At 73.1% G+C, this 20,641-nt stretch carries 20 protein-coding genes and 1 tRNA gene; 7 read left to right on the top strand and 14 right to left on the bottom strand.

The window, feature by feature from the left end:
• Nucleotides 1-140 precede the first annotated feature (140 nt).
• Nucleotides 141-214, bottom strand: a tRNA-Thr gene (locus ACFXOZ_RS33065).
• 281 nt (nt 215-495) lie between these two features.
• On the opposite strand from ACFXOZ_RS33065, the gene ACFXOZ_RS33070 reads away from it, so the two are divergent.
• The 3 genes from ACFXOZ_RS33070 (at nt 496) to ACFXOZ_RS33080 (ending at nt 3,144) form a co-directional block, all read left to right on the top strand.
• Nucleotides 496-1,587 (top strand): ABC transporter ATP-binding protein, encoded by a 1,092-nt coding sequence (locus ACFXOZ_RS33070; RefSeq protein WP_375881521.1) that lies wholly within the window; start codon nt 496-498, stop codon nt 1,585-1,587.
• A 179-nt stretch (nt 1,588-1,766) separates the two neighbouring features.
• Nucleotides 1,767-2,210: a hypothetical protein gene (locus ACFXOZ_RS33075; protein ID WP_380526222.1), complete on the top strand. Its 444-nt coding sequence runs from the start codon at nt 1,767-1,769 to the stop codon at nt 2,208-2,210.
• A gap of 145 nt (nt 2,211-2,355) precedes the next feature.
• Nucleotides 2,356-3,144 carry an NDP-sugar synthase gene (locus ACFXOZ_RS33080; RefSeq protein ID WP_375881517.1) on the top strand — a complete coding sequence of 263 codons (789 nt, stop codon included), beginning with the start codon at nt 2,356-2,358 and terminating at the stop codon, nt 3,142-3,144.
• A 133-nt stretch (nt 3,145-3,277) separates the two neighbouring features.
• On the opposite strand, the gene ACFXOZ_RS33085 is transcribed toward ACFXOZ_RS33080, so the two are convergent.
• From ACFXOZ_RS33085 to ACFXOZ_RS33115, 7 genes are all read right to left on the bottom strand, one after another.
• Nucleotides 3,278-4,906: a DoxX family membrane protein gene (locus tag ACFXOZ_RS33085; protein WP_380526220.1), complete on the bottom strand. Its 1,629-nt coding sequence runs from the start codon at nt 4,904-4,906 to the stop codon at nt 3,278-3,280.
• 278 nt (nt 4,907-5,184) lie between these two features.
• On the bottom strand, nt 5,185-6,177 hold the full coding sequence (rlmB, locus tag ACFXOZ_RS33090; protein WP_375881511.1) for a 23S rRNA (guanosine(2251)-2'-O)-methyltransferase RlmB: 993 nt from the start codon (nt 6,175-6,177) through the stop codon (nt 5,185-5,187).
• A gap of 136 nt (nt 6,178-6,313) precedes the next feature.
• A complete protein-coding gene (cysS, locus tag ACFXOZ_RS33095) occupies nt 6,314-7,708 on the bottom strand; it encodes a cysteine--tRNA ligase (RefSeq protein ID WP_375881509.1) in 1,395 nt (464 codons plus the stop codon).
• Nucleotides 7,709-7,822: 114 nt separating this feature from the next.
• Nucleotides 7,823-8,218: a PPOX class F420-dependent oxidoreductase gene (locus ACFXOZ_RS33100; RefSeq protein WP_375881507.1), complete on the bottom strand. Its 396-nt coding sequence runs from the start codon at nt 8,216-8,218 to the stop codon at nt 7,823-7,825.
• Nucleotides 8,219-8,409: 191 nt separating this feature from the next.
• A complete protein-coding gene (gene ispF, locus ACFXOZ_RS33105) occupies nt 8,410-8,901 on the bottom strand; it encodes a 2-C-methyl-D-erythritol 2,4-cyclodiphosphate synthase (protein WP_360225686.1) in 492 nt (163 codons plus the stop codon).
• Nucleotides 8,891-9,616, bottom strand: a complete 726-nt coding sequence (ispD, locus tag ACFXOZ_RS33110; protein WP_380526217.1) for a 2-C-methyl-D-erythritol 4-phosphate cytidylyltransferase — start codon at nt 9,614-9,616, stop codon at nt 8,891-8,893. The genes ispF and ispD overlap by 11 nt, the downstream gene beginning before the upstream one ends.
• A 298-nt stretch (nt 9,617-9,914) precedes the next feature.
• A complete protein-coding gene (locus ACFXOZ_RS33115) occupies nt 9,915-10,397 on the bottom strand; it encodes a CarD family transcriptional regulator (protein WP_030244332.1) in 483 nt (160 codons plus the stop codon).
• Between the two features lie 426 nt (nt 10,398-10,823).
• On the opposite strand from ACFXOZ_RS33115, the gene ACFXOZ_RS33120 reads away from it, so the two are divergent.
• Entirely contained in the window at nt 10,824-11,522 is a 699-nt protein-coding gene (locus tag ACFXOZ_RS33120; protein WP_380526215.1) for a DUF461 domain-containing protein, read from the top strand.
• Between the two features lie 232 nt (nt 11,523-11,754).
• On the opposite strand, the gene ACFXOZ_RS33125 is transcribed toward ACFXOZ_RS33120, so the two are convergent.
• The gene (locus ACFXOZ_RS33125) at nt 11,755-12,450 is read right to left on the bottom strand and encodes a response regulator transcription factor (RefSeq protein ID WP_218199074.1); all 696 of its coding nucleotides are present in this window, start codon (nt 12,448-12,450) and stop codon (nt 11,755-11,757) included.
• Nucleotides 12,451-12,452: 2 nt separating this feature from the next.
• Nucleotides 12,453-13,943, bottom strand: a complete 1,491-nt coding sequence (locus ACFXOZ_RS33130) for a sensor histidine kinase (RefSeq protein WP_380526213.1) — start codon at nt 13,941-13,943, stop codon at nt 12,453-12,455.
• Between the two features lie 306 nt (nt 13,944-14,249).
• Between ACFXOZ_RS33130 and phoU the strand changes: the two genes are divergently transcribed.
• Both phoU and ACFXOZ_RS33140 read left to right on the top strand, forming a co-directional pair.
• A complete protein-coding gene (gene phoU, locus ACFXOZ_RS33135) occupies nt 14,250-14,939 on the top strand; it encodes a phosphate signaling complex protein PhoU (protein WP_375881498.1) in 690 nt (229 codons plus the stop codon).
• A 166-nt stretch (nt 14,940-15,105) separates the two neighbouring features.
• Entirely contained in the window at nt 15,106-15,285 is a 180-nt protein-coding gene (locus tag ACFXOZ_RS33140; RefSeq protein WP_350507747.1) for a hypothetical protein, read from the top strand.
• 97 nt (nt 15,286-15,382) lie between these two features.
• Here the strand turns inward: ACFXOZ_RS33140 and ACFXOZ_RS33145 are convergent, their stop codons facing one another.
• On the bottom strand, nt 15,383-15,979 hold the full coding sequence (locus ACFXOZ_RS33145; RefSeq protein ID WP_380526209.1) for a lytic polysaccharide monooxygenase: 597 nt from the start codon (nt 15,977-15,979) through the stop codon (nt 15,383-15,385).
• A 259-nt stretch (nt 15,980-16,238) separates the two neighbouring features.
• Nucleotides 16,239-16,997 (bottom strand): phosphoglyceromutase, encoded by a 759-nt coding sequence (locus ACFXOZ_RS33150; protein ID WP_380593653.1) that lies wholly within the window; start codon nt 16,995-16,997, stop codon nt 16,239-16,241.
• 149 nt (nt 16,998-17,146) lie between these two features.
• Here ACFXOZ_RS33150 and ACFXOZ_RS33155 point away from each other — a divergent pair, with 149 nt between their 5' ends.
• Nucleotides 17,147-18,460, top strand: coding sequence for an MDR family MFS transporter (locus ACFXOZ_RS33155; protein WP_380526207.1), 1,314 nt, complete (start codon nt 17,147-17,149; stop codon nt 18,458-18,460).
• A gap of 16 nt (nt 18,461-18,476) precedes the next feature.
• Here ACFXOZ_RS33155 and ACFXOZ_RS33160 read toward each other — a convergent pair whose 3' ends face one another.
• Both ACFXOZ_RS33160 and mshA read right to left on the bottom strand, forming a co-directional pair.
• Nucleotides 18,477-19,019: a YbjN domain-containing protein gene (locus tag ACFXOZ_RS33160; RefSeq protein WP_380593654.1), complete on the bottom strand. Its 543-nt coding sequence runs from the start codon at nt 19,017-19,019 to the stop codon at nt 18,477-18,479.
• Nucleotides 19,020-19,117: 98 nt separating this feature from the next.
• Nucleotides 19,118-20,485: a D-inositol-3-phosphate glycosyltransferase gene (gene mshA / locus ACFXOZ_RS33165; RefSeq protein WP_375881483.1), complete on the bottom strand. Its 1,368-nt coding sequence runs from the start codon at nt 20,483-20,485 to the stop codon at nt 19,118-19,120.
• Nucleotides 20,486-20,641 lie beyond the last annotated feature (156 nt).

Raw genomic sequence — 20,641 nt, forward strand, 5'->3', positions numbered from 1 at the left:
TCCTTTTTTCCCACTTGTTTGGTGGTTTTTTTTTTTTTTTTAACCCAGTGGTTTGCACCCGGCCCCGCCGGCCCCCCCGCCCCGGGGGGGGGCCTCTCTATTTCTTGAGGGCGGCGGCCCCTCCGACGTCTCCGCCACTGAGCCCCCTGTCGGGTTCGAACCGACGACCCCCGCTTTACAAGAGCGGTGCTCTGGCCAGCTGAGCTAAGGAGGCACGGTGGCCGTCCGCGATGGATCACGGCGGCACCGGGGGCAGTCTACCGGGCCGGGGTGGTGGGGTGGGGGGATATCCCGGGGTTGGCGGGGTGGGTGGGCGTGATGGAACCGATGCGGAAAAGCGGGCGGCGGGGGGCTGACAAGCGGCGGAAGCGCAGGTAGCGTCGCCGGGAGTCGGTGTGTGCAGTGGTTCAGACCACTGCCCGGCCGACCGAGACGAACGAACCCCCTTTACTCGGATCGTCCGGCACGTTCCTGCCGGTGAAGGAGAGAACGACCATGGCTTCTGTCACGTACGACCAGGCGACCCGTGTCTACCCCGGGGCGACCAAGCCGTCGGTGGACGCGCTGGACCTGGAGATCGCGGACGGCGAATTCCTCGTGCTGGTCGGCCCGTCGGGCTGCGGCAAGTCGACCAGCCTGCGCATGCTGGCCGGTCTGGAGGACGTCAACAGCGGCGCGATCCGGATCGGCGACCGGGACGTCACCCACCTGCCGCCGAAGGACCGGGACATCGCGATGGTGTTCCAGAACTACGCGCTCTACCCGCACATGACCGTCGCCGAGAACATGGGCTTCGCGCTCAAGATCGCCGGCGTGAACAAGGCGGACATCCGCATCAAGGTCGAGGAGGCGGCGAAGATCCTCGACCTGACCGACTACCTGGACCGCAAGCCGAAGGCGCTGTCCGGCGGTCAGCGCCAGCGTGTCGCGATGGGCCGGGCGATCGTCCGCCAGCCGCAGGTCTTCCTGATGGACGAGCCGCTGTCGAACCTGGACGCCAAGCTCCGCGTCTCGACCCGCACCCAGATCGCCGGCCTGCAGCGCCGCCTGGGCATCACCACGGTGTACGTCACCCACGACCAGACCGAGGCGCTCACCATGGGCGACCGGGTCGCGGTGCTCAAGGACGGTCTGCTCCAGCAGGTCGACACCCCGCGCAACATGTACGACAAGCCCGCGAACCTGTTCGTGGCCGGCTTCATCGGCTCGCCCGCCATGAACCTGGTCGAGGTGCCGCTGGTGGACGGCGGCGTGAAGTTCGGCGGCTCGGTGGTCAACATCTCCCGCGAGGACCTGGCCGGCGCCGCGACGGACAAGACGGTGACCGTCGGCATCCGCCCCGAGCACTTCCAGATCGTCCCGGCTGGCGGCATCGAGGGTGTCGCGGTGACGGTGAACGTGGTCGAGGAGCTCGGCTCGGACGGCTTCGTCTACGGCACCACCCAGATCGGCGGCGTGGACAAGGACCTGGTCGTCCGCGTGCCCGGCCGCCAGATCCCGGCCCGCGGCGAGACCGTCCACGTCGTGCCGACCGCCGAGGAGACCCACGTCTTCTCCACCAGCACCGGGGCCCGCCTGGGCCGCTGACGCCCGGCACACCTCCCCTCGCACGGGGCAGCTCCGGAGCCCGTCGGACCGTTCGCGGTCCGACGGGCTCCGTCCGTACACCCCCACGTCAACACGGTGCAGGGACAACCCGGACACCCTGTCACTCGATGGCGTGACGGAGGGCGATCCGGGGCCTACCCACCGCTACTCTCCTGAGGGTGAAGCAGCTTGTGCGCCGTATCGGCCAGACCGTCGCCCTGACCCTGCCGGTCGTCCTGGTGACCACCGGCACCCTCGCCGTGACCCGGGTCCCGTGGGCCCCGCCGACCGCGCTCGACCAGCAGGTCGTGGCGGCCTCCAGCGGCGACGGCGTCGGCATCGGGCGGTCGTCCGCGGCCCCCGCCAGGACGGACGGGCTCGCCCCGCAGGACTCGCTGCGGGTGGCGCTGCTCGACGAGCTGCGCGCCAAGAACCCGTCCGCCGCGCTGGACCTGCTGGAGCGCTCGATGCGCGAGCAGCCGTCGCTGACGCCGTACTGCACCTCGCTGGCCACCGAGTTGGGCAAGGCGGCGGTCCGCAAGTACCAGGGCGACGTACAGCGGGCCCGCTCCTTCGCCCGCCCGGTCTGCGACGGCGCCTTCGCGGCCGGCGTCGTCGGCTGACGGATCCCCGGACGGCCGACCGTTCCCCGGAAGGCCGACGGCATCGTCGGCCGACGGACAGCCGGGCGGCCGGGCGGCCGGCGGATCACCGGACGAGCGGTCCACTTGAGGCGCCAACCCCCTTCCGGCGCCCTATTGTTCAGCCATGACCGCTGACTCCGGCACCACCGCCGACCTCGCGTCCCCGCAGCCCCACCACACCCGGCCGACCACCACTCCCGTCACCCAGGCCGTGATCCTGGCCGGCGGCCAGGGTTCCCGGCTGCGCCCCTACACGGACGACCGCCCCAAGCCGCTGGTCGAGATCCCGGGGACGGGCACGCCGATCCTCGGCCACCAGCTGGCCTGGCTGGCCGCCGAGGGCGTCACCGACGTCGTGGTGTCCTGCGGTCACCTGGCCGACGTGCTGGAGGAGTGGCTCGACACGGCGGACCTGCCGCTGCGGGTGCGCACCGTGGTCGAGGCCGAGCCGCTGGGGCGCGGCGGCGGGCTCAAGTACGCGGCGAAGGCGCTGCCGCGCCCGGACGAGCCCTGGTACGCCACCAACGGCGACATCTGGACCCGGTTCAGCCTGCGCGACATGGCCGCCTTCCACCACGAGCGGGACGCCGTCGCGACGCTCGCGCTGGCCCGGCCGCGGATCCCGTGGGGCGCCGTGGAGACCGACCAGTTCGGCAACGTGCTGGACTTCATCGAGGCCCCGCCCTCGCCCTTCCTGATCAACGCCGGCCTGTACGTGTTCAGCCCGGAGTTCGCCGAGCTGCTGCCGGACGTGGGCGACCACGAGCGCACCACCTTCCCCCAACTCGCCCGCAGCAAGCGGCTCGCCGGGTACCAGCTGCCGCAGGGCGTGTACTGGCGCGCGATCGACACCGCGAAGGACCTCACCGAGGCGGCCAAGGAGCTCGCCGCCTACCGCGACAGCTCCCGCTGACGACGCGGAGACCGGCCGAGAACAGGCGGAGGACGGGCACAGGCCCGGCGAGGGCAAGCCCGCGGAACCGCCGAGCAGCACGACGGCCGGGTGCTCCCCCACGGAGCACCCGGCCGTAGCGCGTCCGGCGGCCTCAGGTGGCGGTCGGCGTCCCCGGACGGGAGGACTGCCCACCGGCCTGCCCGTCGGCCTGTCCACCGGCCTCTCCGCCGGACAGGCCGGCCAGCGGCCCGCTGCCCAGTACCGGTCCGCTGCCCAGCACCCCGCCGAGCAGCCCGGAGCCGTTGCTCGGGCTGGGCTTGGGCGCGTTGCCCGAGCCGCCGGGGGCCGGGGTCCGCTGGGCGGGCGCGGAGCCGGACCCGGCGGACGGCGCGGCGGGCGCCGGGGAGGAGCCGCCGGTCTCGGGCTTGCCGGAGTGCTTGCCGCTGGGCGTGGCCCCGGCCGACTTGGCGGGGGCGGTGGACGGCGTGCCGGCGCTCGGGGTGGGGGTGGCCGGGCGGGGGGCGGCGGGCTGGGGCTGGGTGGACGCGCCCTGGCCGCCGGGGGCGCCGGACGGGCTGCCGGACGGCCACACCGGGGTGCCGTAGTCGCCGGACGGTCGGCCGGGCTCCTGGTGCGGGCGGCCGCCGGTACGGACGGCCGCGCCGAGCATCGAGCCGAGCAGCAGGGTGAGGCCGACCACGACGGTGGTGACGACCGCGCCGCGGCGCAGCACCCGGCGGCGCAGCGCACCGGGGGCACCGGTGCCGATCCGGCGCCAGGCCTCCAGGTTGAGCCGTCCGTCGAGCGAGGCGAACGGCGCCCCGGCGATCAGCAGCGGGCTCCAGGCCGCGAGGAAGATCAGGTCGGGGGTGTCGTAGACCGGGACGGCCCGCCAGCTGACGGTGAACAGCAGCACGGCGGAGAGCAGCATGGCCGCCCCGGCGGCGAGCCGCTGCCACAGGCCGAGGACGGTCAGCACGCCGACCACGATCTCGGTGAACGACACCACCAGGCCGGAGCCGACGGGGTGCGCCATCGCGAAGGCGAGCAGCGGCTCGGCGACCTTCCACGGGTGCAGCGAGGAGAGCCAGCGCATCATGGAGCCGCGCTCGCCGCCGTCGAAGTACACCGGGTCGCAGAGCTTGCTGAACCCGGCGTAGACGGAGAGCGAGCCGAGCACCGCGCGCAGCGGCAGCAGCACCAGGCCGAGGTCGACCCGGCGGCCGGGGTACCAGGGCTGCTTGCCGTCGGCCGCGGAGGCGGCGGAGACCTCCGGCAGTTCGCCGCTGGGGGTCCAGCCGTGCGGCTCGCCGACCGGGCCGACGCCGGCGTCGGTGGCGGTGCCGCTGCCCTCGCGCGGCTGGCGGGGGACGGTCCGGGCGCCCGCGTAGGCGGGCAGCACCTGGGTGTCCGCGCCGTCGGGGCCGCCGCCGGGCGCGCCGTTGGTCCGCACCGCTTCCAGGAGCCGGGTGGCCGCGAGGTCGCCGGGGGCCGCCTGGCCGGTCCAGGTGACGGCGGTGACCCGGCCCTTGCGGCGCTGCGCGCCGCCGGCGGCCCCGGCCGCGGCTCCGGCCAGCGCCGGGACGGCGGAGGCGGGCACGACGACCTGCGGGGTGACCAGCGGACGGCGGATCAGGCCCTGGTTGGCGTAGGGGTCGCCGAACGCGGCGCCGGTGGACAGCAGTCCCGCCGGGGCGTCGATCAGCGGCGCCACCGGGGTGCCGAGCCGGAGTCGGAAGCTCGCCTGGGTGCTGCTGAGGCGCGCGGGGTCCGACGGCACCTTGACGGTGTCGATCCCGGGGCCCGCCTCTATCCCGGTGCTGCCCCCGCCGAACAGGGGGCGCCGAGGTGTTCTGGTGTCCACGTCCACGCCCGTCTAACCGGGTGACGGCCGCTTAGGACACTCTCCCGGGTGGATGTCCGGCGCATACTTGAAGTGATCATGAGAAAAGCGATCGGACCCGGTCGGGCCCGATCGCTTTTCACTCGGATCGCGGAGAATTCAGAAGTTCTCCTGCGGACGGGGGTCCGTCCGTGCTGGTCCGGACCTGCCGGGAATCAGCGCTTGGCGCGCATGCGGGCGGCCTCGTACAGCACGATGCCCGCCGCGACACCGGCGTTCAGCGACTCGGTCAGGCCGCTCATCGGGATCCGGACCCGCATGTCGCAGGTCTCGGAGACCAGGCGGGACAGGCCCTTGCCCTCGCTGCCCGCGACGATCACCACGGGGCCGTTCAGCAGCTCCAGGTCGCCCAGCTCGGCCTCGCCGTCGGCGGCCAGGCCGACGACCATCAGGCCGGCCTTCTGGTAGGCCTCCAGGGTGCGGGTCATGTTGGTGGCGCGGGCCACGGGCAGCCGGGCGGCGGCGCCGGAGGAGGTCTTCCAGGCACCGGCGGTCATGCCGGCCGCACGGCGCTCGGGGATGACCACGCCGTGCGCGCCGAAGGCGGCGGCGGAGCGGACCACGGCGCCGAGGTTGCGCGAGTCGGTGACCCCGTCCAGCGCGATGATCAGCGCGTCCTGGCCGGCGTCGGAGGCCTCGGCGAGCAGGTCCTCGGGGTGGGCGTACTCGTACGGCGGGACCTGCAGCACCAGGCCCTGGTGGTTCATCCCGCCGGTCATCTGGTCCAGCTGCGCGCGCGGGGCCTCCATCAGCGGGATGCCGCGCTCGTTGGCGGCCTGGAAGGCGTCGCGCACCCGGTCGTCGGTGTCGATGAACTGCTGGACGTACAGGGCGTTGGCGGGCACGTCGCCCTTGAGCGCCTCGACCACCGAGTTGCGGCCGAAGACCAGCTCGGCACTGCCCGCGCCGCCGCGGCCGCCCCGGCCGCCGGCACCGGCCCGGCGCATGCCGGCCCGGGCCTTGGCGTCCCGCTCGCGCTTGATCGCGGCGTTGGCGGCCCGCTGCTTGGGGTGGCCCTTGCGCTCCTCACCGGGCGGGGTCGGGCCCTTGCCCTGCAGCGCCTTCCGGCTGTGCCCGCCGGTACCGACAGCGGCCCCCTTCTTCGACCCGGGGTTGCGGCGGTTCCTGCGCTGGCTGTTGCCGGCCATGGCTGTACTTCCTGTCTGTCCGGCATGCCCGGCCGCTCCGCTCGGTGCGGCGGCGGCCGACGGCATGCGCTACGTCATGCGGGAGGGCCGCACCGGTCCGGTACGGCCCACCCATCACCCCGATCGTCAGATGGGGTTACTGGCTGTTGATCGTCCAGCGCGGGCCGGACGGGGTGTCCTCGATCACCAACCCGGCCAGGCCGAGCTGGTCGCGGATGGCGTCCGCGGTGGCGAAGTCCTTGCGCTGACGCGCCGCCTGCCGCTGGTCCAGGACCAGACGGACCAGCGAGTCGACCACACCGTGGAGGTCCTCGCCGCGCTCCGCCCCGGCCCACTGCGGGTCGAGCGGATCGAGGCCCAGTACACCGAGCATCGCACGGACCTCGGCCAGTCGCGCCACCACGCTCTCCTTGTCGTCCGCGTTCAGGGCGCTGTTGCCCTGGCGGACGGCGGTGTGCACGACGGCCAGCGCCTGCGGGACGCCGAAGTCGTCGTCCATCGCCTCGGCGAAGGCCGACGGCACCTCGGGCGCCGCGTCGACCTTGCCGCAGCGCTCGACGGCCCGCTGGATGAAGCCCTCGATCCGGCCGAAGCCGACCTCGGCCTCGCGCAGCGCGTCCTCGCTGTACTCGATCATCGAGCGGTAGTGCGCGGCGCCCAGGTAGTAGCGGAGCACGATCGGCCGCCACGCCCGGACCATCTCGGAGACCAGCACCGAGTTGCCGAGCGACTTGCTCATCTTCTCGCCGGCCATGGTGACCCAGGCGTTGTGCACCCAGAAGGCGGCGAAGTCGTCGCCGTAGGCCTTGGACTGGGCGATCTCGTTCTCGTGGTGCGGGAAGATCAGGTCCAGCCCGCCGCCGTGGATGTCGAAGGCCGGGCCCAGGTACTTGTGCACCATCGCCGAGCACTCCAGGTGCCAGCCCGGACGGCCGCGGCCCCAGGGCGTCTCCCAGCTCGGCTCGCCCGGCTTGGCGGCCTTCCACATTGCGAAGTCGCGCTGGTCGCGCTTGCCGGTCTCGCCCTCGCCCTCGGGCTGGCGCAGGTCGGCGAGCTTCTGGTTGGAGAGCGCGAGGTAGTCGGGGTACGACTTCACGTCGAAGTAGACGTTGCCGTCGACCGCGTAGGCGTGGCCCTTCTCGATGAGCCCCTGCATCATCTCGATCATCTCGGGCACGTGCCCGGTGGCCCGCGGCTCGACGGTCGGCGGCAGGCAGCCGAGCGCGTTGTAACCGTCGTTGAAGGCGCGCTCGTTCTCGTAGGCGATCTGCCACCACGGCGTGCCGAGCTCGCGCTCCTTGGCGATGATCTTGTCGTCGATGTCGGTGACGTTGCGGACGAAGGTCACCTGGTAGCCGCGGTAGGCGAACCACCGCTGCATGATGTCGAAGTTGAGGCCGGACCGGATGTGCCCGATGTGTGGCGCCGACTGGACGGTAGCGCCGCACAGGTAGATCGAGACACAACCCGGTACAAGCGGGACGAAGTCGCGTACCTGTCGGGTGCTGGTGTCGTACAGACGAATGCTCACAGCGTCAAGCGTAGTGGGCGGCGGGGGGTGCCCCGCGACATTAACCGGGAACGGACCGGGCATTCCCCGGGGAACGGCGGGACCGCCCCGGGGAATCGCGGCCCGTCCGGCCGGTCAGATGCTGCCGACCACCTTGCGCGGGCTGAGCCGGACGACCACCCGGACGTCGTCCGGACCGTCGAAGCCGTACTCCTGGTCACCGCGGTACTTGAAGCCCAGCTCGTTGATCAACTCCCGGCCGCCCTCGGTGGTCAGCGTCACCGAACCGCGGACCTCCAGGTACTCGTACGGGCTCTCCGGCGGGTTGATCACGATCGAGGCCCGCGGGTCCTTCACCAGGTTGAGGTGCTTGCGGCGGCCCTGGACCGTGGAGAACAGGATGTCGTCGCCGTCCCGCTTGACCCAGACCACCGAGGACTGGGGGCTGCCGTCCGGCTGGATCGTGGAGACCACGGCGAAGCTCTTGCCGTCGATCAACGCCTTGGCGCGGTCGGAGAGTTGGGAAGTCATCGGGAACCTCTTCTCGTCGGCGACGGTACGACCCGGGGGTGAGCTCCGCACGGGCCCGGACCGAACCCTACCGATCCGGGCCCCCGCGGCATTCGGTGAACACCCGTCAACAGCCGTCTGTTTCCGGCCGGACCGCCGACGCCCGCCGACCGCCCGCCGACCGCCGACCGGCCGGGCCGCCGGCGAACGGCTCAACGCCGTTCGTACACCAGGGCGGTGGCGATCGCGGCCAACCCCTCGGCCCGGCCGGTCAGGCCCAGGCCGTCGGTGGTGGTGCCGGAGACCGAGACCGGCGCTCCGGCCGCCTCGGACAGCGCGGCCTGCGCCTCGGCCCGCCGCTTGCCGATCTTCGGCCGGACCCCGATCACCTGGACCGCGATGTTGCCGATCTCGAAGCCCGCCTCGCGCACCAGCCGGGCCGCCTCGCCGAGCAGCTTCACCCCGGAGGCCCCGGACCACTCCGGGCGGTCGGTGCCGAAGTGGGCGCCCAGGTCGCCGATCCCGGCGGCCGAGAACAGCGCGTCGCAGGAGGCGTGCGCGGCCACGTCGGCGTCCGAGTGCCCGGCCAGTCCGTCCCCGGCGTCCGGCCACTCCAGTCCGGCGACCCACAGCGGGCGGCCGGCCTCGAAGGCGTGCACGTCCGTGCCGATCCCCACCCGGGGGATCAGGGGCTCAGTAGTCATCGGCGGCCCTCCGGCGGGCGAGTACGGCCTCGGCGAGCACGAGGTCCAGCGGACGGGTGACCTTGAACGCCTCTTCGTGGCCGGGCACCACGACGACCGTGCCGCCGTAGCGCTCCACCAGTCCGGCGTCGTCGGTGACGGGCACCGCGTCGGCGCCGCCGGCGGCCTCCTCGGCCAGCGCCTTGGCGTGCACCTCGACCAGGGCGGCCCGGTCGAAGCCCTGCGGGGTCTGCACCGCGCGCAGGGTGGCCCGCTCGGGCGTGTCGAGCACCGGCTCGGGGCGGCCCGGGTTCGGCTCGACCCGCTTCACGGTGTCGGCCAGCGGCACCGCGGGCACCACCGCCGGAGCCCCGGCCCGGACGGCGGCCGCGACGGCGTCCACCACCTCGACCGGGACGAGCGGACGGGCCGCGTCGTGCACCAGCACGATCTCGACGTCCTCGGGGATCGCCGCCAGGCCCAGCCGGACCGACTCCTGGCGGGTCGCGCCGCCGGCCACCACCCGGACGTCCTTGCCGGCCAGCCCGTGGCCGTCCAGCAGGGCGACCACCTCGGCCACCCCGTCGGCGGGCGCGGCGACCACCACCAGGCCGACCGCCCGGCTGCGGGCGAGCGCCCGAACGGCGTGCACCAGGAGCGGCACCCCGCCCAGTTCCCGCAGGGCCTTCGGGGCACCGGGCCCCAGCCGCTCACCGCGTCCGGCGGCGGGCACCACTGCTGCTGCAACTGCTCCTGACGCGTTCAGGTTTCACTCCTTCGGCGAAGTGGGTATGGCCATGGCGTGCCCGGCGGGCGGGGCCCCTTCCGAAGAACGACTGGTCCACTGCCCGCCGCACAACTGCGCAGAAACGGTGCAGAAACGGTCTTGCGGGCCTGGACCGGATCGGGTGGGGGGCGTCGTCCGGACACGCCTCAGCGCCCGGAGTGCCACTGCACCACCCCCGGACGGTTCGTCCTGGGAGCGGCACGCCGGCACCGGGCGCTGTGGGCGGTGGGGCGGAAGCCCGACTGCACTACGAGGCGAGCACCTCGTCGAGCAGCGTCTCCGCCTTGTCCTCGTTGGTGTTCTCCGCCAGCGCGAGCTCGCTGACGAGGATCTGGCGCGCCTTCGCGAGCATCCGCTTCTCGCCGGCCGAGAGGCCGCGCTCGCGCTCGCGACGCCAGAGGTCGCGCACGACCTCGGCGACCTTGATAACGTCGCCCGAAGCGAGCTTCTCCAGGTTCGCCTTGTAGCGACGGGACCAGTTGGTCGGCTCTTCGGTGTACGGTGCGCGGAGCACCTCGAAGACCCGGTCCAGACCCTCCTGGCCGACCACATCGCGCACGCCGACGAACTCCGCGTTCTCGGCGGGCACGCGGAGCGTCAGGTCTCCCTGCTGCACCTTGAGCACCAGGTAGGTCTTGTCCACACCTTTGATCTGGCGAATTTCGATGGCCTCGATCAGCGCGGCCCCGTGATGGGGGTAGACCACCGTGTCGCCAACCTTGAACGTCATGTGACAGGACCCCTTCCGTGGCTTTCCAGAATAACACGCCTTGCGGCCCACCCGAAGGGCGTTTTCGCAGGTCAGGGCCGGTACCGGGGCTTGACAAGGACCCCCGTGACGTGCTGCGACCGATGTTCGAGGGGGGCTTCCCGCAGGTCGGAGGCGGTTCCGAGGTCCGGCGAAACCCTTGCGCAACACCCCCGCAACCATGATTGGATCTTGAGCTTTCGCCCCGTTCCGGGCCGTGACCGGATCGTTATTCGATCTTGGTCGAAGCTTGTCCTACCGATGACCGGTTCATGCCATGGGTACGGCCGGACGGCCCCCGCGGGGCCCCGGGAGTGCGACACGGGGACCACCCCGTGAGGAGCGCATAAGTGAGGTCGATAATCTGAGACCTGACCTGTCGACACGTGACCTAGGAGTAGCCGCCGCATGAGCCGCAGCCTTCGACGCGGCAGCATCGCCGCCATCGCCGCCCTCGCCATCGCCTCGCTGTCCTCCTGCGCAGCCAGCAACACGCCGGACACCCTGCAGATCAAGCCGGACAACGCGGCGGCGACCCTTGGGACGAACCTTCGACTGAACAACATCGTGATCGTCACCGGGGCCGGTACCTCGGGTGACTACACGGGCCCCGCCAACGTGGTCGTGAACATCTCCAACACGGCGACCACCCCGGCCGAGCTGCAGTCGATCACCGTCGGCAACGCTTCCGCCACCTTCGCGGACGCGGCGGGTGCTCCGCAGCCCACCCTCGTCATCCCGGCCGGCAGCTCGGTCGCGATCGGCGGCCAGGGCAACCCCTCCGCCTCGGTGAGCGCGGCCGCCGTCCACATCGGCGGCTTCGCCAACACCACCTTCGCCTTCAAGGACGGCCAGAAGGTCGACGTCCAGGCCGGCGTCAGCCCGGACTCGGACAAGAACCTCTACAAGGGCTTCGGCCCGACCCCGGCGGCCGTGCCCTCCAAGAGCACCTCCCCCGCCGCGACCGCCCCGACCACGCCGGGCACGCCGGCCACGCCGCCGGCCGGCACCACGCCGAGCGCCCCGGCCACCCCGGCCACCGGTGCCGGCACGGCGACCACCCCGGCCGCCCCGGCCACCGGCACCACCGCGCCGGCCGCCCACTGACACGACGCGCTGCCGACCGGGCGCACCCTGACGCAGCGCGCGAAAGCCTCCCGCCGGCCCTTCCGGGGCCTGCGGGAGGCTTTCGCGTGCCCCCGTGGGCCGCGTGGCCGCGTGGCCGCGTGGCCTGACCCTGTGGCCGGGCAGCCAGGCAGTCGGGCAGGAACGCGGGAGGCCCCCGCCGACGACTGCCGGCAGGGGCCTCCCGCGTCCTCGTCCCTCGCGGGCCCGCGGTTTACGGCTCGAACTTGTAGCCCAGGCCGCGGACCGTGACCAGGTAGCGCGGCGCGCCCGGGTCGGGCTCGATCTTCGCCCGCAGGCGCTTCACGTGGACGTCCAGGGTCTTGGTGTCGCCGACGTAGTCCGCGCCCCAGACCCGGTCGATCAGCTGCATGCGGGTGAGCACCCGGCCCGCGTTGCGCAGCAGCATCTCCAGCAGGTCGAACTCCTTGAGCGGCAGGTCGACCTTGGCGCCGTCCACCGTCACCACGTGCCGGTCCACGTCCATCCGGACCGGGCCCGCCTCCAGGGCGCCCGGACCGCCGCCGTTGTCGCCCGCGCCGCCGTCCTCGCCGCGGCGGCGCAGCACCGCGCGGATCCGGGCGACCAGCTCCCGGGTGGAGTACGGCTTGGTGACGTAGTCGTCAGCGCCTATCTCCAGCCCGACGACCTTGTCGATCTCGCTGTCCTTGGCGGTCACCATGATCACCGGCACGCTGGAGCGCACCCGGAGCTGGCGGCAGACCTCGGTGCCCGGCAGGCCCGGGAGCATCAGGTCGAGCAGGACGAGGTCGGCACCGTTGCGTTCGAACTGCTCCAGGGCGTCGGGGCCGGTCGCGGCGACGGCCACCTCGAAGCCCTCCTTGCGGAGCATGTACGAGAGGGCGTCGCTGAACGACTCCTCGTCCTCGACCACCAGTACTCGGGTCACGATCAGGCCTCCGGGGCAAGCTGGGTTGTCTGTGTCAGGGGTTGTTCCCGCTCCCCGGCGGGGAGCGAACGGGCCGCACGCTCGGTGCGGTCCGCGGTGAGGGTCCGGGGTGCCGTGGCGGGCCCGGCGGTGTCGGCACCGGGCTCGGCGCGGCGTGCGCTGCGGGGTTCGTCGTGGTCCGGCGCGGCGTCGACGGCGTCGAGGTGGTCGTCGAAGTCCTCGCCCAGGTCGTCGGCCGGGGCGTCGTCCAGGTCGTCGTCGTAGTCATCGTCGGGGGCGTCGGCGGGGGCCTGGCCGGCGGGCAGGCGGATGGTGAAGGTCGAACCCTGCCCCTCCACGCTCCACACCGAGACGGTGCCGCCGTGCGAGGCGGCGACGTGCTTGACGATGGACAGGCCGAGCCCGGTGCCGCCGGTCTGCCGGGAGCGGGCCGGGTCGACCCGGTAGAAGCGTTCGAAGACCCGCTCGCGGTCCTTCTCGGAGATGCCGATGCCCTGGTCGGTGACCGAGATCTCGATCAGCTCGCCGTCCGCCTCGCCGAGCGCCGCGGCGCTGGAGATCCGGCGGGTGGCGATGGCCACCCGGGTGCGGGGCGGGCTGTAGTTGACGGCGTTCTCCACCAGGTTGCCGAGCGCCGCGGCGAGCTGGCCGCGGTTGCCGTGCAGGTAGAGCCCGGCGATCCCGCCGGCCGCGATCAGGATCTGCTTGGCGGCGGCCTGCTGGCGGCAGCGGTCGATCGCCTCGGCGATCAGCTCGTCCACCGCGACCGGCTCCGGGTCGACCATCAGCCGGTCGTCCTGGACCCGGGAGAGGTCGATGATCTCCTGCACCAGGCTGGCCAGGCGGGTCGCCTCGACCTGCATCCGGCCGGCGAAGCGCTGCACCGCCTCCGGGTCGTCGGACGCGTCGGCGACCGCCTCGGAGAGCAGCGACAGGGCGCCGACCGGGGTCTTGAGCTCGTGGCTGACGTTGGCCACGAAGTCCCGGCGGACGGCCTCCACCCGGCGGCGCTCGGTCTGGTCCTCGACCAGCACCAGCACCAGCCGGGAGCCCAGCGGGGCGACCCGGACGGAGACCGCGAGCGGCTCGGACGCGCGGGCCGCGCCGGGGCGGGGCAGCTCCAGCTCCACCTGCCGGATCTCGCCGTCCCGGCGGGTGGCGCGGGCCAGGGCCAGCATCTGGTCCACGGCGACCGCGCCGCCGCGCACCAGGCCCATCGCGTACGCGGCCGAGCTGGCCTTGACCACCTCGTCGCCCTCGCCCAGCACGATCGCGCAGGAGCGGAGCACCGAGAGCACGGTGTCGACCCCCGGCGGCAGCGGGGGTTCCGGGGTGCCGGTGCCCAGCGTCTGGTACCGGCCGTACTGCTTGCCGCTGGTGTACTTGCCCTTGGCCTGCTCGCGCTCGCTCCAACGGAAGGCGATGGAGGCGGTGAGGCCGACACCGAGCCCGGCTATGGCGCAGGCAGCGGCAGCGGCCACGTTCACGTCCATGTGGCCAGCGTAAGCGCACGGCCTGGCCACTCCCCAAGGGCTGGGTCAAGGCATCGACCAGGCGTTGCCGAGAATTCACCTCCACGTAGCTACCGATTCACCGCACCGGCCGTGCGCCGTCGCCCGAACGGCACAGAGTTGGCCATGCAGCCCGTGTGGGAGAGATCGGTGCGCCGAAGAGCGGCCACGGTCTCGGGTGTGCGCGTACCATTCGCGCCACCAGCAGCGGTCACCCGGACACCGGAACGATGGTCGGACGGGCTGACCGGTCGGCACCGCCACCGACACAGCTACTGAGGAGAGAACATGCGCGACGCGTACCACGAGGAACTCGATGCGATCGGCGACAGCCTGGTCGAGATGGCCCGGCTGGTCGGATCGGCCCTGGGCCGGGCCACCACCGCTCTCCTGGACGCGGACCTGGCGCTGGCGGAGAGCGTGATCGCCGCCGACGAGAAGATCAACGAGCTCCACCACGAGCTCGAGAACCGCGCCATCGACCTGCTCGCCCGGCAGCAGCCGGTCGCCACCGACCTGCGGATCGTGGTCACCTCGCTGCGGATGAGCGCCGACCTGGAGCGCTGCGGGGACCTCGCCCGGCACGTCGCCAAGGTCGCGCGGATGCGCTACCCGGACTCGGCGGTGCCCGCCGACCTGCACTCCACCGTCCTGGAGATGGGCCAGCTCGCCCAGCGCCTGGTCGCCAAGGCGGGCCTGGTCATCGCCACCAAGGACGTCGACAAGGCCCTGGAGATGGAGCAGGACGACGACCGGATCGACGCCCTGCACCGCGAGCTGCTGTCGCACCTGATCGACGAGCGCTGGCACCACGGCATCGAGACCGCCGTCGACATCACCCTGGTCGGCCGCTACTACGAGCGCTTCGCGGACCACGCGGTGTCCGTCGCCAAGCGCGTCGTGTACCTGGTGACCGGCGAGCACGTGGCCGAGTTCGTGGCCGCCACCGAGGCGGCCGAGGCAGCCGGGGCGGAGTGAGTGCCGCTCACCCCCGGGGGTGAGTAAACCTGTGGCGAGGGTGGTGCGGGTGCACGGATTTCCGGACGCCCCACCACTGCGCGCCTGTTGACGCTCCCTCCGAACGGCCGCTTCACTCGACGGTGGGGGCACCGGAGTGTTCCCGTCACTAGGAGGGAAGAGCTCGATGAAGGCCAACCCGACCCGACCGGCATCCGCCCACCACACCGTCGAGCCGCCCGCCCCGAAGCTGCTGCCCGTCCTCGCGGCCGGTTGCGGCTGCGGCCCCGGCTGCGGCTGCGGCTGCCAGTCCGGCGCGCCCTGCCAGTGCGGCGGCGCCGACGGCGGCTGCTGCGGCGGCCACTGAGGCACGGCGGCCGGAACGGCCGCCAGGACAGCCGCCGAGGCGTCCCGGGGTGCGCGGTCGTGCACCCCGGGACGCCCGCCCGGCCGTTCCGGAACCGTCAGAACTGGACGTCGGTGCAGGAGTAGAAGGCGTTCCCGGTGTCCGCGATCGTCCAGACCGAGACGACCACCTGGTGCCCGGTGCGCCCGCTCGGGAGGGTCGCGGTGTGGCTGAGCGTGCCCGGCACCTGCCGCCCGCCGTAGGGGACGGTCAGGAAGGGCGTCAGGTCGAGGTTGGCCCGGGTGACCGGCTGGCTCGCGTCGTAGCCCGGCTTGGTCAGGTAGTACCGGAAGTCCGTGGTCGCGTGCCGGGCGGTGAACTTCCAGGTGAAGGTGAGCTGCTGGCCCGCGGTCACCGGCGTGGTCGGCCAGGCGCCGCCGTGCGGGTCGTCCAGCTCGGCGAAGCGGGAGTTGCCGCCGGCGCAGATGGTGCCGTCGGAGGGCCCGCCGGCCGGGAAGCCCTTCGGCCCCTCGACGCTCTGCGGCTCCCACTGGATGTCGCCGCAGTCCCACGGGACGGCGTTCGCGCTCTCGTCGCAGAGCGCGGCGCGGCTGGGCGGCGTGGTGATGAAGCCGTGCGACTGGGCCGGGAGGGCCAGGGTGAGCGGGATCGCGAGCGCGGCGACGGCCGCCCCGACCAGATGACGTGTGCGCATGGTGCTCCTCCGTGGGGGTGGATGGAGAGTGCGCCGGGGCGCAGACGCGCGCGCGTTGGGGGTGCGGCGGCCGGGACATGGGGGAATCCTTGGCATGCCTGCGCCAGCCCGGTGCCCCCACGGTAGGAGTCGGCGCCACCGCCCGTCAATGGTCTGAACCATTTTCGAGCCCACCCCAACTCCAGCCCCACACCGGCCGGTTGAACGAAACAGGCCCCGCCCCCGGCAAACCGGGAGCGGGGCCTCGTCGGCAAGCGGGTTACTTCTTGCCCTGGTTCTTGACCGCCTCGATGGCCGCCGCGGCGGCGTCGGCGTCGAGGTAGCGGCCGCCCTTGGCGAGCGGCTTGAAGTCGGCGTCCAGCTCGTGGACCAGGGGGATGCCGGTCGGGATGTTGAGGCCGGCGATGTCGGCGTCGGAGATGCCGTCGAGGTGCTTGACCAGCGCGCGCAGGCTGTTGCCGTGGGCGGTGACCAGGACGGTCTTGCCGGCGGCCAGGTCCGGGACGATGGCGTCGTACCAGTACGGGAGCATCCGGTCGACGACGTCCTTGAGGCACTCGGTGCGCGGGCGCAGCTCGCTCGGGATGTCGGCGTAACGGGCGTCGCCGGCCTGCGAGTACTCGGCGCCGTCGGCGAGCACCGGCGGCGGGGTGTCGTAGGAGCGGCGCCACAGCTGGAACTGCTCCTCGCCGAACTCGGCCAGGGTCTGGGCCTTGTCCTTGCCCTGGAGCGCGCCGTAGTGGCGCTCGTTCAGGCGCCAGCTGCGGTTGACCGGGATCCAGTGGCGGTCGGCCTTGTCCAGGGCGATCTGCGAGGTCCGGATGGCGCGGCGCAGCAGCGAGGTGTGCACCACGTCGGGGAACAGGCCCTCGGCGGCCAGGAGCTCGCCACCGCGGGCGGCCTCCTTCTCGCCCTTCTCGTTGAGGTCGACGTCGACCCAACCGGTGAAGAGGTTCTTCTGGTTCCACTGGCTCTCGCCGTGACGGAGCAGGATGAGTCGGTAGGTCGTGTCAGCCATGGCGCCCAGCTTAGTGGAGGGCGGGAAAACCCCTGGTGGGCACCTCGGGGGATGAGTAATGTGTGCAGCGCTTATCTGCCACTTACATGCGTCGGGCGGTCGGGCCCGCCCGCGCCGCCCGGCGGACGCCTGCCCTCGGGAGCCCCCACATGCTCGTCGCCCTGGCCGCCAATCCCCGGATCCGAAGACTGGTGCGCGAGACGGTGGGCGGGCTGCCGAGGCAGTTCTGGTGGCTCTGGGTGAGCACGCTGGTGAACCGGCTCGGTTCGTTCGTGGTGACGTTCCTGGCCCTCTACCTGACCGTCGAACGGGGGTACTCGGCCTCCTACGCGGGCCTGGTGGCCTCCTTGTTCGGCGCCGGTTCGGCGGTCTCGGCGATCGGCGCGGGCGTGCTCACCGACCGGATCGGGCGCCGCCCCACGCTGGTCGCCGCCCAGCTCGGCACCGCCGCCTCCACCGCCGTGCTCGGTTTCATGGACGGCCAGGTGGCGATCGCCTCGGTGGCCTTCGTGGTCGGCCTGTGCAACAACGCCACCCGGCCGCCCACCTCGGCGATCATCGCCGACCTCGTCCCCGCGGAGGACCGGGTCCGGGCGTACTCGCTGAACTACTGGGCGATCAACATCGGCTTCGGCCTGTCCGCCGCCGCGGCCGGGCTGATCGCCACCCACGGCTACCTCACGCTCTTCCTGCTGGACGCCCTGAGCACGCTGGTCTGCGCCGTGGTGATCTTCATCCGGATCCCGGAGACCAGGCCGCAGGCCGTACCCGGCAAGGCCGGGGACCCGGCCGAGCCGGGGATCAGCCTGCTCACCGTGCTCCGGGACGCCCCCTTCATGGCGCTGGTCGGGCTGACCCTGCTGGTCGCCCTGGTCTTCCAGCAGGGCAGCACGACGCTGGCCGTGGACATGGGCGCCTCCGGCATCTCGTCCACCCAGTACGGGCTGGTCGTCGGCCTGAACGGGCTGCTGATCGTGGTGCTGCAGATCCCGCTGACCCGGTGGATGGAGGGCCGTTCACGGACCGGGATGCTGATCGCCAGCTGCCTGCTCACCGGCTGGGGCTTCGGGCTGGCCGCGCTGGCCGGCTCCTCGGCCTGGCTGTTCGCGCTCTCGGTGGTGGTCTGGACGGTCGGCGAGATCCTGCACACCCCGGTGATGATGGGCCTGGTCGCCGAGTTGGCGCCGACCCACGGACGCGGCCGCTACCAGGGCGTCTACGGGCTGTCCTGGTCGCTCGCCTCGCTCCTCGGCCCGGCGGGCGGCGGGCTGCTGCTGCAGTACGCCGGTCCCGTGGTGCTGTGGACGGTCTGCGGGGCGATCGGGACGGCGGCGGCGCTCGGGTACGTGGTGCTGGCACGCCGGACCGGTGCGACGGGGCGCCGGCGCACCGGGGCCGTGTCGGAGGTGACAGCCGTGGCGGCACCCGTCGCGGAGCCGGCGAAGGCCCCGGCCGACGCCTGAGTGCCGCCCGCCCCGGTCAGTCGGTGGCCGGGGCGTCGGCAGCCGTGGCGTCGGCTGCCGGGGCGGCCAGGTGGGCGAAGGCGGCCAGGTTGCGGGTGGACTCCCCGCGCTTGGTGCGCCACTCCCACTCGCGCCGGATCGCCGAGGCGAAGCCCAGCTCCAGCAGGGTGTTGAAGGGCTCGTCCGCGTTCTCCAGCACCGTCCCGAGCAGCCGGTCGACGGTGTCCGGGGTGAGCGCCTCCAGCGGCAGCCGGCCGGCCAGGTAGACGTCGCCGAGCGCGTCCACCGCGTACGCGACGCCGTAGAGGCGGGTGTTGCGCTCCAGCAGCCAGCGGTAGACGGCCTGGTGGTTCTCGTCCGGGCGGCGGATCACGAAGGCGTTCACCGACAGGGTGTGGTCGCCGACCCGCAGTGCGCAGGCGGTGTTCAGCTTGCGGGTGCCCGGGAGGGTCGCCACCAGGGTGTACGGGTCGGCGGCGGCCGGCTCCCAGGCCACCCCGGCGTCGTCCAGGGCGGTGCGCAGGAGGGTCAGGGCCTCGTCCTTGGTGCGGATTGCCATGGGGGTGACGTTACTCGGCGGTACCCCCGGCGCGCAGCCGCCGACCCGGCCAGGACGCCGACCCGGGCCAGGACGCCGCCCGGCCCGGGCGTCGGCGCTCAGCGGCGCCGGGCCACCGCGAGCCGGCCGGCCGGGCGGGCCAGGCTGCCGGCGTAGACCTCGGCGGTGGAGGCCGCGGCGGTGTCCCAACCGAAGGCGGCCGCGTGCCGGGCGGCCGCCGCCCCGCGCCGGGCGACCAGCGCCGGGTCGGTGACGTACGGCTCCAGTGCACGCGCCCAGGCCAGCGGGTCGTGGCCCTGCACCAGGCTGCCGGACTCGCCGTCCCGCACCGCGACCGGCAGGCCGCCGACCGAGGCCGCCACCACGGGGGTGCCGCAGGCCTGGGCCTCCAGCGCCACCAGGCCGAAGGACTCGCTGTACGAGGGCATCACCAGGGCCGTCGCCGCGCGGTACCAGTCCGCCAGCCGCTCCTGGCCGACCGGCGGGTGGAACCGCACCACGTCGCCGATGCCGAGCTGGGCGGCGAGCTTGTGCAAGCTCTCCGGCCGGGCCAGCCCGGTGCCGGACGGCCCGCCGACCACCGGCACCACCAGGCGCTCACGCAGCCCCGGACGGGCCTCCAGCAGGGCGGCGACCGCCCGCAGCAGCACGTCCGGCGCCTTCAACGGCTGGATCCGCCCGGCGAACAGCAGCACCGCCGCGTCCTGCGGCAGGCCCAGCCTCGCCCGGGCCTCGGAGCCGGCGCGCGGGCCGCCGGGGCGGAAGACGTCCAGGTTGACCCCGGGGTGGACGACGGCCAGCTGGTCCGGCCGGGCGGCGTAGTGCAGCGCCAGCTCGGCGGCCTCCTCGGTGGTGTTGGCGATCAGCCGGTCGGCCGCCTCGACCACCTGGGTCTCGCCGATCACCCGGGCCGCGGGTTCGGGCGTGTCCCCCTCGGCCAGCGCGGCGTTCTTGACCTTCGCCATGGTGTGCATGGTGTGCACCAGCGGTACCCCCCAGCGCTGGGCGGCCAGCCAGCCGACCTGCCCGGAGAGCCAGTAGTGCGAGTGCACCAGGTCGTAGTGGCCGGGGCGGTGGCCCGCCTCGGTGCGCAGCACGCCGTGGGTGAAGGCGCACAGCTGGGCCGGCAGGTCCTCCTTGACCAGGCCCTCGTACGGGCCGGCGGTGACGTGCCGGACCAGCACGCCGGGGGCCAGCTCGACGGTCGGCGCGTCGTCCGAGCAGATCGCCCGGGTGAACACCTCGACCTCGATGTTGAGCTCGGCCAGGCGCTTGGCCAGCTCGACGATGTAGACGTTCATCCCGCCGGCGTCGCCGGTGCCGGGCTGGTGCAGCGGCGAGGTGTGCACGCTGAGCATGGCTATCCGGCGCGGGCGGCGACGGCCCGGGACGAGCGACTGGAGCCGGCCGCGCGCGGGCGTCGCGGACTGGGCACGGCGTACCGAACGGACGGGGTGCTGGATCACCTGGCTGAAGCCTCCTCGTGTGCGGCCCGTCTCGGCGGTCCGCGTGAACGGGCCCGCCACATGTCCGGTGTGCGCTGCCCCGTCCGGGCACACATCACCACCAGTGTGCCAACCACTGGGCGGGCGTCCGGCATTCCCGCTCCCGGCGACCGGTCC

This window comes from Kitasatospora sp. NPDC059160 (assembly GCF_042755465.1).
Classification (GTDB): domain Bacteria; phylum Actinomycetota; class Actinomycetes; order Streptomycetales; family Streptomycetaceae; genus Kitasatospora.

Excerpts from the sequence above, each read along its gene's own strand:
- ACFXOZ_RS33070 (WP_375881521.1), top strand. The coding sequence starts at position 496 with ATGGCTTCTGTCACGTACGACCAGGCGACCCGTGTCTACCCCGGGGCG.
- ACFXOZ_RS33080 (WP_375881517.1), top strand. The coding sequence starts at position 2,356 with ATGACCGCTGACTCCGGCACCACCGCCGACCTCGCGTCCCCGCAGCCC.
- rlmB (WP_375881511.1), bottom strand. The coding sequence starts at position 6,177 with ATGGCCGGCAACAGCCAGCGCAGGAACCGCCGCAACCCCGGGTCGAAG.
- ACFXOZ_RS33100 (WP_375881507.1), bottom strand. The coding sequence starts at position 8,218 with ATGACTTCCCAACTCTCCGACCGCGCCAAGGCGTTGATCGACGGCAAG.
- ispF (WP_360225686.1), bottom strand. The coding sequence starts at position 8,901 with ATGACTACTGAGCCCCTGATCCCCCGGGTGGGGATCGGCACGGACGTG.
- ACFXOZ_RS33115 (WP_030244332.1), bottom strand. The coding sequence starts at position 10,397 with ATGACGTTCAAGGTTGGCGACACGGTGGTCTACCCCCATCACGGGGCC.
- ACFXOZ_RS33120 (WP_380526215.1), top strand. The coding sequence starts at position 10,824 with ATGAGCCGCAGCCTTCGACGCGGCAGCATCGCCGCCATCGCCGCCCTC.
- ACFXOZ_RS33130 (WP_380526213.1), bottom strand. The coding sequence starts at position 13,943 with ATGGACGTGAACGTGGCCGCTGCCGCTGCCTGCGCCATAGCCGGGCTC.
- phoU (WP_375881498.1), top strand. The coding sequence starts at position 14,250 with ATGCGCGACGCGTACCACGAGGAACTCGATGCGATCGGCGACAGCCTG.
- ACFXOZ_RS33140 (WP_350507747.1), top strand. The coding sequence starts at position 15,106 with ATGAAGGCCAACCCGACCCGACCGGCATCCGCCCACCACACCGTCGAG.
- ACFXOZ_RS33145 (WP_380526209.1), bottom strand. The coding sequence starts at position 15,979 with ATGCGCACACGTCATCTGGTCGGGGCGGCCGTCGCCGCGCTCGCGATC.
- ACFXOZ_RS33150 (WP_380593653.1), bottom strand. The coding sequence starts at position 16,997 with ATGGCTGACACGACCTACCGACTCATCCTGCTCCGTCACGGCGAGAGC.
- ACFXOZ_RS33155 (WP_380526207.1), top strand. The coding sequence starts at position 17,147 with ATGCTCGTCGCCCTGGCCGCCAATCCCCGGATCCGAAGACTGGTGCGC.
- ACFXOZ_RS33160 (WP_380593654.1), bottom strand. The coding sequence starts at position 19,019 with ATGGCAATCCGCACCAAGGACGAGGCCCTGACCCTCCTGCGCACCGCC.